Origin of the sequence: Streptomyces sp. TSRI0281, assembly GCF_001905125.1 — a bacterium.
GTDB lineage: Bacteria > Actinomycetota > Actinomycetes > Streptomycetales > Streptomycetaceae > Streptomyces.
Genome location: NZ_LWLE01000012.1, coordinates 218,685 through 235,227, shown reverse-complemented (window position 1 = coordinate 235,227; position 16,543 = coordinate 218,685). Strand labels below are relative to the sequence as shown.

Sequence of the window (16,543 nt, the reverse complement as noted above, 5' to 3'; positions counted from 1 at the left end):
TCGGAAACAACGAGCGGGAAGCAGCGATGAACACGGAACTCATGGACCCCCGTACGGGGCGTATCCGCGGCACGGCGGCCGTCTCCCGCGAGCCGGAGGTGACCGCGGCGGTGGCGGCGGCCCGTACGGCGCTGGGCACCTGGAGCGCCCTGACCCCCAGGGACCGGGCGCGACGGCTGGAACAGCTGGCGACGCTGATCGAGGACGGCGCGGCGGAGTACGCGGCCCGTGAGCGGGCCGGGACGGGCAAGCCGGACCCGGAGACGGCGGGCGAGATCGAGCAGGTGGCGGATCTGTTCCGCTTCTACGCGACGGCGGCGCGGACCCGGACGGCCCCGGCGGCGGGCCGGCTGGTGGCGGGGCACGAGAGCTGGGTGCGCTGGGAGCCGATGGGCGTGGTCGGGGTGATCGTCCCCTGGAACTACCCGCTGATGATGGCGGCCTGGCGCTGCGCCCCGGCGCTCGCCGCGGGCAACACCGTGGTGGTGAAGCCGGCGGAAACCACTCCGGACACCGTGGAACTGCTGGCGGAGCACGCCGCGCGGGCGCTGGGCGAGGGCGTGCTCCAGGCGCTGGCGGGGGACCGGCGAACGGGTCAACTGCTGGTCGAGTCACCGGTGGACATGGTCGCGTTCACGGGCAGCGGCCGGGCGGGGCTGGATGTGGCGGCGCGGGCGGGGACGCGCCGGATCAGCCTGGAGCTGGGGGGCAACGCCCCGGCGCTCGTGCTCCCGGACGCCCCGGCGGACACGTATGCCGCGCTCGCGGAAGCGGCCACGTACAACGCGGGGCAGAGCTGCGCGGCCCCGGCCCGGGTCATCACGCTCGCCGAGAACTACGAGTCGACGGTGGCCCGTCTGACGGAGGCGATGGGCGCCCGGCTGGCGGGCCGCGACTTCGGCCCGCTGAACAACCCGGACCAGGTGGCGCGGTACGACTCCCTCGTCGCCTCGTCGGCGGCGAAGCGGCGTCCGGCGGCCGGTCTCGCCGCGCGGCCCGGCGAGGAGCGCGGCCATTGGCGCCCGGCCCTGCTGCTGGCGGATCTCCCGGACGACGACCCGGCGGTCACCGAGGAGGTCTTCGGCCCGCTCCTCACGGTCCAGCACGCGGACACCGTGGAGGCGGCGTTGGACCTGGCCAACAGTGTCCCCCAGGCCCTGGCGGCCAGTGTCTGGACGACCGCTCTCGGCACGGGGCTGGACCTCGCGGCCCGTCTCGACGCGGGCGAGGCCTGGCTCAACTGCCATCTGGTGCAGACCGCGGAGCTGCCGCACGGCGGGCGGGGCTCGTCCGGCCACGGCACGGACCTGAGCGCGCTGGCGCTCCAGGAGTACCAACGGCCCAAGACGGTGACGGTACGGCTGTCGCCCGGCACACCCGGGAGCTGAGCGCCCGGCACACGCGGGAGCTGAGCCTCCGGTTGGGCCCAGGGGCCCTTCTGGTGGGCCCGCGCGCCCCTTTACGGTCCTGGGGAGGACCGGGGGGACGGCGGCGGAAGGCGTGGGTGGGGCATGAGCGGCAGACGTGGGCGGAGGACCGGCAGGACCCGGGTCGGGGGCGACCGGGGGCAGAGCGCTCTGGAAGCTGAATCACAGCGAGGAGCTCAAGGTGCAGCAGTGGTCCGACGGCACCGTCACCGTCGAGCGGATGAAGACGGACAGCGTCGGCATCACCGCGAGCGTCTCCGCGGGCATCCCGGGTCTCCGGGACTGGGGCGGCAACCGCCCCTGGAAGCCGTGGACGAACTGCACGAGGACCACCCCCATCGCCTGACCGAACGGCGACGGCCCTCGCCGGGTCCCACCGCGCGACGGGCCCCGGCGGGGGCGCCTCCGGCCGGTTCGGGGCCCGGCGGCGGGACGGGCGGCTACCGGCGAGTGCTGGGCGTGGGCGGGGTGTTGAGGGCCCGGCGGAGGGCGCTCATGCGGTAGTCGGTGATACGGGTGCTGAGTTCGGCATCGGGGGCGAGCAGCTCACCGGCGTGGATGCCGCCGGGGTAGACGTGCAGCTCGACCGGAACGCCTGCCTGCATGAGCCGGTGGGCGTAGGCGATGTTCTCGTCGCGGAAGAGGTCGAGTTCACCGACGTCCAGGTAGGTCGGCGGCAACCCGCTCAGGTCGTCGGTGCGGGCGGGGGCCGCGTAGGGGCTGACCCGGTCGGTGCCGGCCCGGTCGCCCAGGAGTGCCTGCCAGCCCTGGAGGTTGGCCGCGCGGTCCCATATCCCGATGTCGGTGATCTCATGGCTGGACGGGGTGGTGTTGCGGTCGTCGAGCATCGGGTACGGAAGCATCTGGAACGCGAGCGGCGGGGTGCCGCGGTCCCGGGCCAGCAGGGACACCCCGGCGGCCAGGCCCCCGCCGGCGCTGCCTCCGAAGAGGGCCAGCCTGCCGGGATCGATACCGAGGGCGGCGGCCTCGCCGGACATCCAGAGCAGTGCCGCGTAGCAGTCCTCGACCGGAGCCGGGTCGGGATGCTCGGGAGCCAGCCGGTATTCGACGGAGACGACGACCGAGTCGAGCGCCTCGACGAGGGGAAGGACCTGCCGGTGGTCGGTCCGGACGCTGCCGGTGATCATGCCGCCGCCATGGATGTACAGGATGCCGGGGAGCAGGCCGGTGCCCTTGGTGCCGGCGGGCCGGTAGACCCGTACGGCGACGTCCGGTCCGCCGGCCGGGCCGGGCACGGTGAGGTCCTCGTACTCCACGCGGTCGTTGGGCGGCAGCGCCGCGAGGGCCGCCCGGTTCATCTCCTCGTACAGCTCGCGCTGGCGGGGGATGTCGAAGTCGACCAGGCCGCCGGGTCCGGTCAGCTCATGGAGAGCGTCCAGGCCGAGGCGGACCTGCGGGTCGATACGGTGGGTGATGCTGGAGTCGGACACGGGAGCGCCTTTCCTTCGGGGCTGGTGTCCCCGTAACGTAGAACCCTCACGTTGACGTAAGGGTCAAACGCAGTCGCTGTGGAGTGGGTCACATGAAGATCGGAGAGCTGTCCCGGCTGACCGGGGTCAGCGTGCGGGCGTTGCGCTACTACGAGGAGGAGGGGCTGATCCGGCCCTCCCGGGGCGGCAACGGCTACCGCGACTACTGCGACGGCGCGGACGAGGTGGTCCGGCAGATCCGCGGGCTGATCGAATGCGGACTGCCCACCCGGATCATCCGCGACATTCTGCCCTTCCTGGACGGTCCGGCGGATCTGCTCCCCCAGGCCCCCTGTGCGCAGATGCTCGACCAGGTCGCGGCCGAGCGGGAACAGCTCGACCGCCGCATCCGGTGCCTCACCCGCAACCGGGGTGCCATCGACGCCTACCTGCGGGCCGCGCGGACCGCGGCCGAGGCGGCCCGTGACCGCGAGGCGGCCGTGGCGCCGGCGGCCGTTTGACCCTCACGTAAGCGTGAGGGTTTTAGTGTCCGGTCATGACCTCGACGACCGACTCCTCCCCTGCCGCGGACACGCCGCTCTCCACCCCGCACTGGCCACTGGGCGGGCTGCTGGTGCTGGCCGGCGCCGCGTTCGTCACCATCCTCACCGAAGCCCTGCCGGCCGGTGTGCTGCCCGTGATGAGCACGGACCTGCACGTGACCGAAGCCCGCGCCGGCCTGCTGGTCACCGTCTACGCCCTGGCCGCGGCCCTCACCGCGATCCCGGTCACGGCCTGGACACTGATCGTGCCGCGCCGCACCCTGCTGCTGGCGCTGCTCCTGGGCTTCGCCGCCACCAACGCCGTGACAGCGGTATCCGCCGACTTCTCCCTCACGCTTGTCGCCCGGATCGTCTCGGGAGTGTTCGCCGGGCTGCTGTGGGCCATGGTCCCCGCCTACGCCGCGCGACTGGCCCCCGAGCGCAGCGGAAAAGCGATCGCCACCGCGCTGGCGGGCATGACCGTCGGGCTCTCGCTCGGCATTCCGGCGGGCACCGCGCTCGGCGGGCTCATCGGCTGGCGCTGGACGTTCGCACTGCTCACCGCTCTGGCCCTCGCCCTCGGCGCCGCGGCGTTCCGGTACCTCCCCCGGTTGCCGGGAGAGCGGGCGCGGCGCGGCGGCGGGCTGCTGTCCACGATCAGGACGCCCGGTATCGCCGCCATCAACACCGCCTCGATCGCGACGGTCCTCGGCTTCTACGTGCTCTACACCTACATCGCGCCCTTCGTGGAGCGGGCGGAACTGGGCGTGGGCACCGGCACCGTGCTCTTCGTCTTCGGCCTGGGCTCCATGGGCGGTGTCTGGTTCGCCGGAGTCACGGCCGACCGCCGGCTGCGTACCGCGACGCTCGGCCTGCTGACCCTGGCCACTCTGTGCCTGGCGTCCTTCGGCCTGTTCCCGCGCAGCACGGTGGCCGTACTGCTCGGCGCGCTCCTCTGGGGCGCGACCCACGGCGGCATACCGACGCTGATGCAGACCGCGGGGCTCAGAGCGGCGCCGCAGGACCCCGACACCGCCAACTCCCTGTGGGTCACCGGCTGGAACATCGGCATGGCCGGCGGATCACTGCTCGGCGGCGTGGTCCTCACGGGCGCCGGAACCGGGGCACTGCCCTGGACGGCGGCCGCCCTGCTCGCCACAGCCGCCGTGACGGCCGCACTCGCACACCGCAACGGCTTTCCCCCTGCGCGCTGAACAGATCGGGCCGCAGCGCCGACGACGTGTTCGCGGGTTCCCACAGCCTGAATCACACAGAAGCCCACCCGTGGAACCGTCTCACACTGCGATGATCGTCGGCATGCAGCCATCATCGCCTCCCCCGGACCGCTCCTGGGGCACGTTACTCACGTCAGGCACGGGCCCCGTGCAACAGAGCTTCCTGGATCTGGTCAGGAACACCCGTGACACAGTCGGCTACTGCCCCGACGTCGTCTGGGGCAACCTGCAGACCCCGGAGTACGCCGCCGCCATGCTGCGGCTCGTCGTCGACTTCCACGACATCCCTGCCGACATCGAAGCCGGTGTTGCCGCGCGGACGGCACGAGCCCAGTACATCGGACAGGAGGGGCGCACTTACCACGTCCTGCTGGGGGAACAAGCGCTGCTCACGAACATCGGTGGAGCAGACATCATGCGGGGGCAGTTGCGAAGGCTGCATGCCGCCACCGCCCTCCCCGGACTCACCCTGGGGATCATCCCCGCACGTGCCGCACTCAAGATCTACCCCGGCGACGGCTTCTCCCTCTTTGACGATCGTCGCGCCGAGGTGGAAGGTTTTCGGGGCGCCGAGACGATCACGGATCCGAAGAGGCTCGCGGTCTTCCGCAAGGCTTTCGGCCTGCTCCAGCCATCGGCGGTATACGGCCAGGATGCCCAGGACCTCATCACCCGCACGATGGAAGCGACGTGACGTTCGGGCCGATCCTTGGCCCGGTGGCCTTCCGGCCGGTCCCGACCACGTATCAGGCGGGCCGAAGCAACCCCCCAGTTGCGTATCGACCCGGCACACGGACGCGTTGACGGTCGGCAGTGGCACCGGCCGACTCCGTCGAAGGGGCACAGCGACATCCCCCGGCACCTGCGGGAACCGCACGTGCCGGGGGATGGAACGCCGCCGACGACCCCGTACCGGACGCCTGGGCTACTCCGCGGTGCTCAGTTCCCAGAACCGGAAGACTGTCGAGGTGTCCAGGCAGTTCTGCAGTCCCCGGACGTTCTCGTGGGCGACCGCGTACTGCTTGCCCTGCCACAGCGGCAGGAGCGGCAGCTCCTGAGCCACGATGTCCTGCAGTTTCATGAACTCCTGCCGGGTGTTGGCGCGGTCGGTCATGGACGAGGTCTGCGGGATGATCTGCTTGATGATCTCGCCGTTCTCGTAGTTGTTCGACAGGACGTTGCCCTGGCCGAAGAACGGCTGGGTGAAGTTGTCGGGGTCGGGGTAGTCCGGCACCCAACCCTTCACATAGACGCCGTACTTGCCGTCGGCGATGCCCTGCTCGTACTCGTCGTACGGGACGGACCTCATCCGGGCGTCGAAGAGTCCGCTCTCGTTCAACTGATCGGCGATGGTCTGCAGTTCGTCGTCGGTGGCGGGTCCGTAGCGGCTCGGGGTGGACCAGAGCGTGAGTTTCACCTTGTCGGTGATGCCGGAGTCCCGCAGCACCTCCTTCGCCTTCTTCGGCTGCGGGCTGTCGCCGTAGGTGTCGAAGAAGGAGGTGCCATGGCCGGTGATCCCGACCGGGATGATCGAGTAGAGCGGCGTCGCCGTGGACTGGTAGACCTCGCTGACGAGCGAGTAACGGTCGATGAGATAGGCCATGGCCTTGCGCACGGCGAGCTTGCCGACCACGGGGTCCGCGACGTTGAAGACCATGTGCTGGACTTCGGCGCTGCTCCCCTGGACCACGTCGATGCCGTCCGTCTCCGCGGTGGGCGAAGTGTCCAGCGCCGCTATCGCCTTGGCGGTGAGACCACGGTAGGCGATGTCGACGTCGCCCTTCTCCAGTGACGATTTAAGGTCCTGCTGGTTGCCGCGGAAGAATTGGAGCGTCACACCGGAGTTCTTCACCTCGGCAGTTCCGTGGTAGCCGGAGTAGACGGAGAAGACGGCCTTCTCCTTGTCGATGGAGTCCAGCTTGTAGGGTCCGGAGCCAACCGTTTTGCCATCCTTGAGCAGACTGTCCTTGGGATAAATCCGGCGGTCTACGATAGAACCGGCACCCGAGGCTATCTTGCTGGGAAATGTCGCATCGGGGACTTTGAGGCGGAAGACGACGGTCTTGTCATCCGGTGTACTGATCGATGAGATGGTCGAGAGCAGCGGCGCCGGGCCCGCCGGGTCGTTGATTTTGATGGCCCGGTCGAAGGAATACTTGACGTCCGCCGATGTGAGGCTGTTGTCGTTGCTGAACTTCAACCCCTCACGCAGGGTGCACGTATAGGTCTTGCTGCCGTTCGAGAACTTGCACTCCTCGGCGGCCTCCGGCACCGGGGCGGAAGCCCCTGGCGGGAAGCTCAGCAGGGACTGGAAGACGTTGTTGAACAGCAGCCATGACCCCGGGTCGTACCCCGCCGCCGGATCGGTCGCGAGGATGTCGTCGGACATCCCGACGACCATCTTCTCTTTGGACTTGAATGTCCATATCTGATCCGTGGAGCCGCAACCCGTCAGCAACACCACTGCCAGTCCCCCGGCGATCAGGGGGCTCGACCGCTTCGTACGAACCTTCACAGAACGTGCCTCATAATCTCGGCCGGCCGTGTGGGTGTCCCCGGACAACCGGATCAGGTCAGGAAATACTGCGAATACCTCGACCGCCCAGCACTGTCAACCCGGCCGGTCTCGGCGGTAGGACCGACAGCCTGTCCGGACGCGCTGTTCACCTGAAATTCTGGCCATGGTGACTGACTGCCAGATTTCCGGCCGGTGAACAAAGACAGACCATGATCGGTCCCGTGGTGCAGCTTGACAATCTAGTAGGAGACCGCGCCGTGCGGTGGCACATCATCAGACAAAAATTCCCATGGACTGCCCGTAATGTTGGCCTGGTTTGCCAGATATCACATCATGGTGGTCGACCCGGCCGACCCGGCCGTCGCCCCGGAGCGGCCGTTCGGTGAACAGGTCCGAGGAAGGTACGCGGGTCGCCGAGGCTGTGGTCCGGGCATCGCTCCCGGCATCCGTGCCACCTCTCCGTCTGTCGACGGCGGCCGGCCACCGGGTCCGGACCGCCGACCCGTTCCCGAGTCGCGCCGTCTAGGCCGAAACCCTTCGGAGCATCCACGGAGCACCGGAGCTCCCGACATCTCCCGGCATCCGTAAGGGGTGTCCCGTAGCCACTCCGCGCGGAAAAAGCGGCCCGGCGCGCTGCTGTTGGCGGGCGGTGCACGGGCGACGGCTTACGGGTGCGGAGGGCGCCGGAACGGACCGGCACCCTCCCGTACCGGTGCCGGTGCGGCGACGGACCGGCATTTCCGCACCGGCGCCCACGGCGTCGCGATGCCTGAGAGATGATGTCGGGTGTCCCGGTCCGGGGCGGCGGAAGAGCAACTACCCGGAGGGACGCACCGCATGATCTTCGACGTCGATGAGGAATGCCCGCGCCCGGACGAGGCGGGACCGCGGCGTGTCCGGGCCTCGCGCGAGATCCTCGGGGATGTCGTACGGCGGCCTGAGGACCTGGCTGCGCTCTGCGACATCGGCTTCCCGCAGAGTCCGTTCCGGATGGCCCCGCCGATCGTGGCCGAGGAGTGCGCCTTCGAGCTGTCCTCCGTGGTGCACCTCGGCGATGACGTGGAGATCGTCGAGTGCGAGTTCGGGGATCTCCTCCTCTTCGGAGCCGTACAGGGCTGGTATCTCTTCCTGCACCTCGGCGACGGAACGGTGCACGCCATCCCGGACGAGATCGCGCTCTTCTCCGGGGACTTCCGCCCGGTCCACTCGGACCTGTCGTCGCTCCGGCGGATGCTGGAGCTGTTGTACCGGCAGGAGTTGAGTGCCGAGAGGACGTACGTCCCCGGGTCTGCCGGCGCTCCGCACCGCTCGATGGAACGCTTCACGGGCGGGATTCGCGCGGAGTTCGACGACGCCGACCCCGTCGCACTCTCCGCGGACAGTCTCTGGCCCGCCTTCTTCCGCGATATCGAGGACGGCCTCTACGCCACCTATTACAGGGGCCGACGAAAGTAGCGCGGCGCGTTCTCACCCGCCGCCGGTCGCGGCCCTGCCCGCGCGGTACGGGCACGGAACCGGCGCACGTCGACGGCCGGTTGCCGGGCGGCCACATGAACGGACGGATATTTGGCTTGAGATGTGGCCCCGAGCGTGGTGACCCCGGCGCTCCACGCACGTTGTAGTTGGTGTGTCGAACATTCCGTCTGTCTCATCCCATGCTCCCGCCGCACCGACAGTGCAGAGCGACCCGTTACCGTTCCTCCTGTCGGCCCGGCAGGGAGCAGCCGCCCGCACCCTTCTGGAGTACGTGGGCTCGCTGCCGCTGACCGGAGCCGACGCGCAGTTACTGGCCATGGTCATCGCTATCCGCGCCGCCCGGGGCGGGGTGGGCAATCTGACCGGAGCGGACCTTCGTTCCCTGCGACTGGGCGACGCCGAAGCCGCCCTCGGTGCGGTGACCGCTCTGGGGTGGCAGCCACAGGGTGATCTGCTCCACGGCGATCCCGATACGCCCGTGGGCGTCGTCGTGCCCGATCTGGCCGACGACACTGACCGCAGGCTCCCTTTCGGCAAGAACATGCGCTCACGGGTGTCGGGGTGGACGACCCGCGCGCTCGCCGCCAAACCGGTGAAGAAGACCTCGCCCGCAACGCGCCTGGCCGCCCTGTACCTGGCCGCGCACAGCACGTCCGACCGCTGCGGCGCTCTTCCGGCCGGACTTCCGGCACACTGCCACGCCGCCCTTCCGGAACTGCTGGCCAAGGGCTTCGTGTCCGAACTCGACGGCGACAGCTACCTGTTGTCCCCCGTCGTACGCCACCTCTCGGGGCAGTACCCGCGCCCCGGCGACGAGGAGCGGGAAGAGCGCGAGCAGCAGCCCAAGCCGCAGCCCGATGAACACGGTCTGGTGCCGGCCGAACGCCTGCGCTGGGAGGAGTGGAAGGCTCGGGCGAGCACCGCCCTGCGTCGCCATATCGACAACGTCCAGCGCTGTCCGCTGTGTTCGATCCCTGAATGGCGGGTGGCCGAGGCCTTCATCGGCAAGCCCATTCCCGCCCAGCGCAAGACGCACGCGCGTGCCGCCTACACCGCGTGGAAGGAGAACAATCCGGATCGGGGTCCCCGCACCGCCGAGTTCGCCGCCGCCTTCCGCGCCGAGCATGGGCACGGCCCCTCCATCAGGCAGCTGTGCGAAGGAATGGGCTGGGGCAAGCAGCGCCGCGCCCTGCGGACGCACATCGTCGAGCGCCTCATCGCCAACGAGTGGCTGACCAACACCCAGCCGGTTCCCTGGACACTGCGTCCGGGGAAGGCTTTCCTGGACGGCACTTCGAACCCCGCCGCGGCCGACACGGCGCAAGGACAGGCGACGTGAGTACGCCCGGCCCGTTCGGCTCGACGACCTGTCCCAGCCGCTCGAACGGCCGTGACCGGGCCCTCGGGGTCGGCCGGTCAGGCGAGCAGCGTCGCGTCGAGGACGGTGACCGCGTGTCCGTTGAGATGGATGCGGTCGCCGTGCACGGAGGTCCTGACCAGCCCGGTGCGCGCGGACACCTGTAGGCCGGTGAGCCCGTCGCGGCCGGTCCGGGCCGACCAGTAGGGGGCCAGCGCGGTGTGGGCACTGCCCGTGACCGGGTCCTCAAGGATGCCCTCGGCGGGCGAGAAGAAGCGGGAGACGAAGTCGTACTCCAGGCCGGGCTCGGGCGCCGGGGCCGTGATGATGATGCCCCGCAGGTCCTCACGCCGGGTCACATCGGCCACCGCGTCGAGGTCGGGCGTCACGGCCCGGACGGTGGCCTCGTCGGGCAGGACGGTCAGCAGGTCGCCGAGCGCACCGGTACGGAACGCGGCCTCCGGTGTCACCCCCAGTGCCTCCGGCAAACCGTCCGGCACCGGGACCTCGGTGCCGGGCGCGGCCGGGAAGTCCAGGGTGATGCTGCCGTCCTCCTGCGCGTGCGCGGTGAGAATGCCGCTGCACCTGCTGCGGAACCGCACCGTCCCGGTGACCCCGCGCTCCCGCCGCAACGTGTGCGCCGTGGCCAATGTGGCATGGCCGCAGAGGTTGGTCTCGACGAGCGGGGCGAACCAGCGGATCTCCCAGTCGGCGTCCGCCCCCGCGGGGAGCGGCCGCGCGAACGCGGTCTCCGAGTGGTTCAGCTCGGCGGCGACCCGCCGCATCCAGGCATCCTCGGGCCACTCCCCCGAATCGAGCAGGCACACGCCCGCAGGGTTGCCCGCGAAGGGCCGGTCGGTAAAGGCGTCAACGACGTGAATACGCATACCGCGACCATACTGACGCCAATCACCGTCCATCCAAGTCCAATCCGAGGAAAGTGGACTGGATTTCAGTAGCGGACCCGATGGTCCCCCACCCCCGTGCCGTGCGCGGGCGGGCAGGGGTGTCGGTCGGAGCGCGTACCCCTACCGCGCCTCTCCCCGGCTCCGTACCAGCAGCCACAGGAAATACGGCGTCCCGATGACCGCCGTGAGCAGTCCTGCCCCGAGCTGGGCCGGGGCGATCACCGTCCGGCCCACCACATCAGCCGTACCCACCAGCACCGCGCCCAGCAGCACCGCCACCGGTACCACCCGCACATGCCGACGGCCCACCAGGGCGCGCGCGGCGTGCGGCGCCACCAGTCCGACGAAGGCGATGGTCCCGGCTGCGGCGACGGCCGCGGCGCTCAGCAGAACGCCCAGCGCCAGGAACCCGAGGCGCGCCCGGGACAGCCCCAGTCCCAGCAGCCTGGGGGTGTCCCCGTCGAGCGAGACGAGGTCGAGCTCGGTACGCCGGGTGACGGTCACGGCGACCGCCGCCACCAGGACGACGGCGAGCGGCAGCAGGTCGGTCGGCGTCCGCCCGTACGTCGAACCGGACAGCCAGGTCAGCGCCTTGGTGGCGTTGAACGGGTCGGTGAGGACGATGAGCAGGCTGATCAGGGCGGAGCTCGCGGTGGCGACACCCATGCCGACCAGGACCAGGCGGTTCTGCTGGAAGCCGCCGCGCGCGGACAGCCCGAAGACGAGTGCGGAGGCGAGGGCGGCGCCCGCGAAGGCCGCGGCGGCGAGGCCCATCGGCCCGGCCGTGGGCACGGTCGTCACCAGTGTCACCGCGCCCAGTGCGGCTCCGCCGGAGACGCCGATGACGCCCGGCTCGGCGAGCGGGTTCCGGGTCACCGCCTGGACCAGGGTGCCTGACAGCGCGAGGGCCGCACCCGCGAGGAGAGCGGCGAGCACCCGTGGCACCCGGGTGTCGAGGACGAAGGAGACGGCCCGGCCGGCCCTGCCCTGCGTCCAGTTCATGACGTCACCGAGCAGCAGCTTGGTGTCGCCGAGGAGTACGGAGAGAACGGCCAGCCCGATCAGGACCGCCACCAGCGTCCCGGCCACGGTCAGGAACACGGCCCTGCTGCGGATGCGCAACCGCTCGGGTGGGGCGGCGGCCCCGGTGTCCCGGCCCCTGGTCGCCAGCACCACCAGGAAGACGGCGCCGGCGAGACTCGTCACCACACCCGTCGGCACGGCCACCGCCGTGTCCGACGACACCAGCGTCCGCAGCGCGACGTCCGAGCCGATCACCAGGGCCGCACCGGCCAGTGCGGACAGCGTCACGCTCGTACGCACACGGGAGAACCCGCGGTAGCGACGCGCCAACAGGCGTACGACGGCGGGGGCGCACAGTCCGACGAAGCCGATCGGACCGGCGAGAGTGACGGCGGCGGCGGACAGCAGCGCGGACAGCACGACCGTGGTCACGCGGGTGGCTCGCACCGGTACGCCCAGTCCACGCGCGGCGTCGTCGCCGAGCGCCAGGGCGTCGACCCTGCGGGCGACCATCAGCAGCCCGGCCAGCCCGATGACGGCGAGCGGCACCATCCACAGCACGCCGCCGAAACCGTTCTGCGCGATGCTGCCCTGGTTCCAGGCGTACAGCCCCTCCGTCTGCACGGGGAACAGCAGCAGCAGACCTTCGGTGACGGAGGTGAGACCGAGGGTCAGAGCGCTGCCCGCCAGAACCAGCCGCACGGTCCCGGCTCCCAGGCCGGACAGCCCCAGCACGACGGCCGCCGCCACCAGGCCGCCGACGAAGGCGACGCCGGAGGAGGCGAGCAGCGGCAGCGAGACACCGGTCACGGCGACCAGCCCGAGCGAGAGGTAGGAACCGGCGTTGACCGCGAGGGTGTCGGGTGCGGCGAGCACATTGCGGCTGACGGCCTGGAGAGCGGCGCCCGCCATGCCGAGCACCGCTCCGACGAAGAGTCCAGCGGCCATGCGCGGCAGGCGTGAGGCGATGACGACGGAGGCGTCCGCCGGGTCCGCCTGCCCGGTGAGCGCCTTCCACACCTCTGCGGCGCCGACGGCGGAGGTGCCCTGTGCGATGTCGACGAGCGCGAGGGCGGCGACCAGCAGGACGAGCGTGGCCGTCACCGCGACCGCGCCGCCCTTCCGGGAAGCCGCAGCCGTGGTGGGGGCGGAGGGGGCGGTGGTGGTGACGGCCATGATGTCTACGCGCGCTCCGTCATCACTTCTTCAGCGCGGCGACGACCGAGTCGACATACGACTCCATCGACCCGGTGCCGCCGAACATCCACACACCGTCGGGCAGCCGGTGCACCTTGTCCGCCTTCACGAAGGGGAGCGACTTCCAGACCGCGTTGCCGGCGAGCGCTCCGGTGAACGGTGTGCTGCCCTTGTCGCCGTCGCTGCCGATGTACGCGAACTCCACGTCACCGAGCTTGGTCAGCCCCTCGACGTCGGTGGCGGCGAGGCCGTAGGCCGGGTCGCCCTTCATCGTCCAGGGGTTCTTCAGCCCGAGCTTCTCGTTCACCGCGCCGATCAGAGAGCCGCTGGTGTACGGCCGGATGGAGACCTGATTGCCGGTCACGTACCCGTCCGCGAAGGCGAACTCCGTGCCCGTGTGCCCGGCCTTCTCCAGCTCCTGCTTGCCCTCGGCGAGCTTCGCCTCGAAGCCCTTCTTGAGCTTGTCGGCCTGCTCGGTGGTGCCCGTGGCCTTGGCGATCAGGTCGAGTTCGTCGGTCATCTGCCCGAGCGGATCGGCCGCGTCGGCGGCCTTCAGGTCCAGGACCGGGGCGATCTTCCGCAACTGCGTGAGGGCGGCGGCCGGCAGGTCGCTGGTGGCCACGATGAGATCGGGCGCGAGGGCGGCGACGGTGTCCATGCTCGGTTCACCGCGGGTGCCGATGTCCTTCGGCTCGTTCGTCAGCGGAACGGCCGTGTCCCAGGTCTTGTACCCCTTGACGTCGGCGACACCGACCGGCTCGACGCCCAGCGATACCAGGTGCTCGACGACGTTCCACTCGGTCCCGACGACCTTCTTCGCGGGACCGTCCAGCTCCACCTTCGTACCGGAGGCGCCGGTGAGGGTGATGCGCTCGGCGGGCTTCTTCGACTTGTCCGCGGCGGGCTCGGTCGTCCCGCACGCGCTCAGGGCGATCGTGGCGGCGGTGGCCGCGGCGGCGGTGAGGAGGAGTCGTCTCATGAGGTGGTACTGAGCCTTTCACTGTGCGCGTCGCGCGCGTTCCGCTTGGTGTCCTGCGTCGTACTGCTGATCTACGCGTTGCTGCTGACTTGCGTCGTGATGCCGTCCTGCGCGCTGCTTCCGCCATGCGCGTTGTCGCTGTCCTGCACGCTGTCGCTGTCGGACGTCTTGTTGCCGTCCGACGTCCGTCGTGCGTGATGCCGGCCGATCGCACGGGTGCGCAGCCGCCCCGTCAGCGGATCGGTGGAGACCTCGATCCGGATGCCGTACGTGTCCGTCAGCCGCTCCGGAGTGAGCACGTGCTCGGGCTCTCCGTCCGCGATCACCCGTCCCGCCCGGAGCAGCACGATCCGATCGGCGACGGCCGCCGCTTGATCCAGATCGTGGAGTACCACCCCGACGGCGATCCCGTGGTCGTCCGCCAAGTCCCTTATCAGGTCCAGCAGTTCCACCTGGTACCGCAGATCGAGGTAGGTCGTCGGCTCGTCCAGCAGCAGTACGCCGGTCTCCTGGGCGAGACACCCCGCGAGCCACACCCGCTGCAACTGACCGCCGGAAAGGTGCTCGGCACCCCGCTCGGCCAGCTCGGCGACCCCCGTCATCCCGAGCGCCCGGTCCACGGCCGCACGCCCGCCCTCATCGGCCCGGCCCCAGCGCCCCCGGTGCGGATACCGCCCGAACTCCACGACGTCCCGCACGGTCAGCCCGCTGGGTGTGGGCCGTCCCTGGGTCAGCAGCGCCACGTGCCGCGAGAACTCGCGAGGTGTCAGCGCGAAACCGTCCGTACCCTCGTCGAGGGTCAGCGCCGCTCTGCGCGCACGCTGCAACCGCGCCACGGTCCGCAGCAGCGTCGACTTCCCGCTGCCGTTCGGCCCGACCAGTACGGTCACCTGGCCGGGTGAGAGCTCAAGGAACGCCTCGTGCACGACGTCGACACCGTCGTACGCCACGGTGACGCCCGTGGCGGACAGGGTGTGACCGCGAGAGTGTGCGGCCTGGGTAAGTGCTTCACCGGCTTTCACAAGTCGAAGGTTAGCCTAACCTTACTATGACTGAAAATCGCCGGTACGGAGCCCCTGCGCCTGCCGCAGCGCCGGGCGCCGGGGCTCCGTACCGGGTGCCGGGGCTCCGTACCGGGCGTGTTCGCGCGGCGCGGGGCTACAGGCGCACCGGGAGGGCTTTCAGGTGCCAGTTGACGGGGTTGGTGCCGCGTTGCAGGTGCTGCGGATCAGTGGCGAGCCGCAGGCCGGGGAAACGGTTGAGCAGGGCGGTCAGGGCGGCGGCGGTCTCCTCCTGGGCGAGATGCGCGCCGAGGCAGCGATGGGCGCCGTGTCCGAATCCGATGTGGGGTTCGCGGCCACGCCGGGTGCGGGTGATGTCGAAGCGGCCGGGGTCGGTGAAGGCGGCCGGGTCGCGGTTGGCCGCGGAGACGATCGGAAGGACGGCTTCCCCGGCGCGCACCGGGGTACTGCCGAGGGCGGTGTCGCAGATGGCGTACCGGGGCAGTGCGCGCACGACGGGGCCGCAGTAGCGCATGAGTTCATCGACGGCGTGCGGCATGAGCGTGGGATCTTCACGCAGCAGAGCGAGTTGGTCGGGGTGGGCGAGGAGCGCTTCGGTGCCGTTGGTGATGAGATTGACGGTGGTGATGTGCCCGGCGACGACGAGGTTGACGACGAGAGCGACCAGTTCGTCGGTGCTCAGCCGGTCCCGGTGGTGCGGGCTGACCAGGTCGGAGATGAGGTCGCTTCCGGGGTTGGCGGTGTGGTTCTCGATGAGGATGTGGGCGTCGTCGACCATGCCGGCGAGCGCGTCGCCGAGTTCGTCACCGCAGGTACCGGCGGTCAGTGTGCTGCTGCGGGCGCGCCAGCGGTCGCGGTCGGCCTCGGGGACGGCGATGAGCTCGCAGATGACGGTGATGGGCAGCGGCCGGGCGAAGTGCTCGACGAGGTCGACGACGCCGTCTTCGGTGTGGTCCGGCAGGCGGTCCAGCAACTGGGCGGCGATGGCGTCGATCCTGGGGCGCAAGGACGCCACCCGTCCGGGGGAGAACGCGGCGGTGACCAGGCCGCGCAGCCGGCGGTGATCGGCACCGTCCGCGTCGAAGATCCCGGCGCGCAGATACTTCTCCTGGCCCAGGTGCATACCGCGGGCCTGCCAGGTCTGCTCGGTGCGGTGTGCCACCGGTGCGCCGGGGACGGTGGCGGCGTCGATGGTGAAGCGGGCATCGCTCATGACGGTACGGATGTCGTCGTGGCGGGTGGCCACCCACATCGGGTCGACCCCTCGCACGCACCCGCGCGCCATCGGCTCGTTCTCGTCGGTCTGCGCGTATGCGGTGAACGGATCCCGTACCAGCGCCGGATCCGAGAGGTCCAACAGAGCGTCGCCGGTGTCGCCGTCGCCGGTTTCGCCGGTGTCCAGGTCCTGAACGGCCATACCAGAATTCTC

The 16,543-nt window shown here is 70.4% G+C and carries 14 protein-coding genes; 7 read left to right on the top strand and 7 right to left on the bottom strand.

The window, feature by feature from the left end; all coding sequences use genetic code 11:
• Positions 1 to 26: 26 nt before the first annotated feature.
• Complete coding sequence (locus tag A6A29_RS18810) at positions 27 to 1,388, top strand: aldehyde dehydrogenase family protein (protein ID WP_073721256.1); 1,362 nt, start codon at positions 27 to 29, stop codon at positions 1,386 to 1,388.
• A 220-nt stretch (positions 1,389 to 1,608) separates the two neighbouring features.
• Positions 1,609 to 1,773 carry a hypothetical protein gene (locus A6A29_RS45290; RefSeq protein ID WP_158074416.1) on the top strand — a complete coding sequence of 55 codons (165 nt, stop codon included), beginning with the start codon at positions 1,609 to 1,611 and terminating at the stop codon, positions 1,771 to 1,773.
• A gap of 94 nt (positions 1,774 to 1,867) precedes the next feature.
• Here the strand turns inward: A6A29_RS45290 and A6A29_RS18800 are convergent, their stop codons facing one another.
• Positions 1,868 to 2,878 carry an alpha/beta hydrolase gene (locus A6A29_RS18800; protein WP_241838543.1) on the bottom strand — a complete coding sequence of 337 codons (1,011 nt, stop codon included), beginning with the start codon at positions 2,876 to 2,878 and terminating at the stop codon, positions 1,868 to 1,870.
• 92 nt (positions 2,879 to 2,970) lie between these two features.
• On the opposite strand from A6A29_RS18800, the gene A6A29_RS18795 reads away from it, so the two are divergent.
• From A6A29_RS18795 to A6A29_RS18785, 3 genes are all read left to right on the top strand, one after another.
• Complete coding sequence (locus A6A29_RS18795; protein ID WP_073721254.1) at positions 2,971 to 3,378, top strand: MerR family transcriptional regulator; 408 nt, start codon at positions 2,971 to 2,973, stop codon at positions 3,376 to 3,378.
• A 35-nt stretch (positions 3,379 to 3,413) separates the two neighbouring features.
• The gene (locus tag A6A29_RS18790; protein WP_073721253.1) at positions 3,414 to 4,613 is read left to right on the top strand and encodes an MFS transporter; all 1,200 of its coding nucleotides are present in this window, start codon (positions 3,414 to 3,416) and stop codon (positions 4,611 to 4,613) included.
• A gap of 91 nt (positions 4,614 to 4,704) precedes the next feature.
• Complete coding sequence (locus A6A29_RS18785; protein WP_143197009.1) at positions 4,705 to 5,328, top strand: DUF5753 domain-containing protein; 624 nt, start codon at positions 4,705 to 4,707, stop codon at positions 5,326 to 5,328.
• Between the two features lie 231 nt (positions 5,329 to 5,559).
• On the opposite strand, the gene A6A29_RS18780 is transcribed toward A6A29_RS18785, so the two are convergent.
• The gene (locus tag A6A29_RS18780) at positions 5,560 to 7,149 is read right to left on the bottom strand and encodes an ABC transporter substrate-binding protein (RefSeq protein ID WP_073721252.1); all 1,590 of its coding nucleotides are present in this window, start codon (positions 7,147 to 7,149) and stop codon (positions 5,560 to 5,562) included.
• 840 nt (positions 7,150 to 7,989) lie between these two features.
• Here A6A29_RS18780 and A6A29_RS18775 point away from each other — a divergent pair.
• On the top strand, positions 7,990 to 8,607 hold the full coding sequence (locus A6A29_RS18775; protein ID WP_073721251.1) for an SUKH-4 family immunity protein: 618 nt from the start codon (positions 7,990 to 7,992) through the stop codon (positions 8,605 to 8,607).
• A gap of 292 nt (positions 8,608 to 8,899) precedes the next feature.
• On the top strand, positions 8,900 to 9,967 hold the full coding sequence (locus tag A6A29_RS18770) for a hypothetical protein (RefSeq protein ID WP_241838542.1): 1,068 nt from the start codon (positions 8,900 to 8,902) through the stop codon (positions 9,965 to 9,967).
• 77 nt (positions 9,968 to 10,044) lie between these two features.
• Here the strand turns inward: A6A29_RS18770 and A6A29_RS18765 are convergent, their stop codons facing one another.
• The 5 genes from A6A29_RS18765 to A6A29_RS18745 form a co-directional block, all read right to left on the bottom strand.
• Positions 10,045 to 10,872 carry a PhzF family phenazine biosynthesis protein gene (locus A6A29_RS18765; protein ID WP_073721249.1) on the bottom strand — a complete coding sequence of 276 codons (828 nt, stop codon included), beginning with the start codon at positions 10,870 to 10,872 and terminating at the stop codon, positions 10,045 to 10,047.
• Positions 10,873 to 11,013: 141 nt separating this feature from the next.
• On the bottom strand, positions 11,014 to 13,092 hold the full coding sequence (locus A6A29_RS18760; RefSeq protein WP_073721248.1) for an iron ABC transporter permease: 2,079 nt from the start codon (positions 13,090 to 13,092) through the stop codon (positions 11,014 to 11,016).
• A gap of 22 nt (positions 13,093 to 13,114) precedes the next feature.
• Positions 13,115 to 14,092: an iron-siderophore ABC transporter substrate-binding protein gene (locus A6A29_RS18755; protein WP_073721247.1), complete on the bottom strand. Its 978-nt coding sequence runs from the start codon at positions 14,090 to 14,092 to the stop codon at positions 13,115 to 13,117.
• A 71-nt stretch (positions 14,093 to 14,163) separates the two neighbouring features.
• Positions 14,164 to 15,114: an ABC transporter ATP-binding protein gene (locus A6A29_RS18750; protein ID WP_079182855.1), complete on the bottom strand. Its 951-nt coding sequence runs from the start codon at positions 15,112 to 15,114 to the stop codon at positions 14,164 to 14,166.
• Between the two features lie 136 nt (positions 15,115 to 15,250).
• A complete protein-coding gene (locus tag A6A29_RS18745; RefSeq protein ID WP_073721246.1) occupies positions 15,251 to 16,531 on the bottom strand; it encodes a cytochrome P450 family protein in 1,281 nt (426 codons plus the stop codon).
• Positions 16,532 to 16,543: the final 12 nt, after the last annotated feature.

Bases quoted from the DNA above. Each gene is read 5' to 3' on its own strand.
- A6A29_RS18810 (WP_073721256.1), top strand. From the start codon at position 27: ATGAACACGGAACTCATGGACCCCCGTACGGGGCGTATCCGCGGCACG.
- A6A29_RS18795 (WP_073721254.1), top strand. From the start codon at position 2,971: ATGAAGATCGGAGAGCTGTCCCGGCTGACCGGGGTCAGCGTGCGGGCG.
- A6A29_RS18790 (WP_073721253.1), top strand. From the start codon at position 3,414: ATGACCTCGACGACCGACTCCTCCCCTGCCGCGGACACGCCGCTCTCC.
- A6A29_RS18785 (WP_143197009.1), top strand. From the start codon at position 4,705: ATGATCGTCGGCATGCAGCCATCATCGCCTCCCCCGGACCGCTCCTGG.
- A6A29_RS18775 (WP_073721251.1), top strand. From the start codon at position 7,990: ATGATCTTCGACGTCGATGAGGAATGCCCGCGCCCGGACGAGGCGGGA.
- A6A29_RS18765 (WP_073721249.1), bottom strand. From the start codon at position 10,872: ATGCGTATTCACGTCGTTGACGCCTTTACCGACCGGCCCTTCGCGGGC.
- A6A29_RS18760 (WP_073721248.1), bottom strand. From the start codon at position 13,092: ATGGCCGTCACCACCACCGCCCCCTCCGCCCCCACCACGGCTGCGGCT.
- A6A29_RS18755 (WP_073721247.1), bottom strand. From the start codon at position 14,092: ATGAGACGACTCCTCCTCACCGCCGCCGCGGCCACCGCCGCCACGATC.
- A6A29_RS18745 (WP_073721246.1), bottom strand. From the start codon at position 16,531: ATGGCCGTTCAGGACCTGGACACCGGCGAAACCGGCGACGGCGACACC.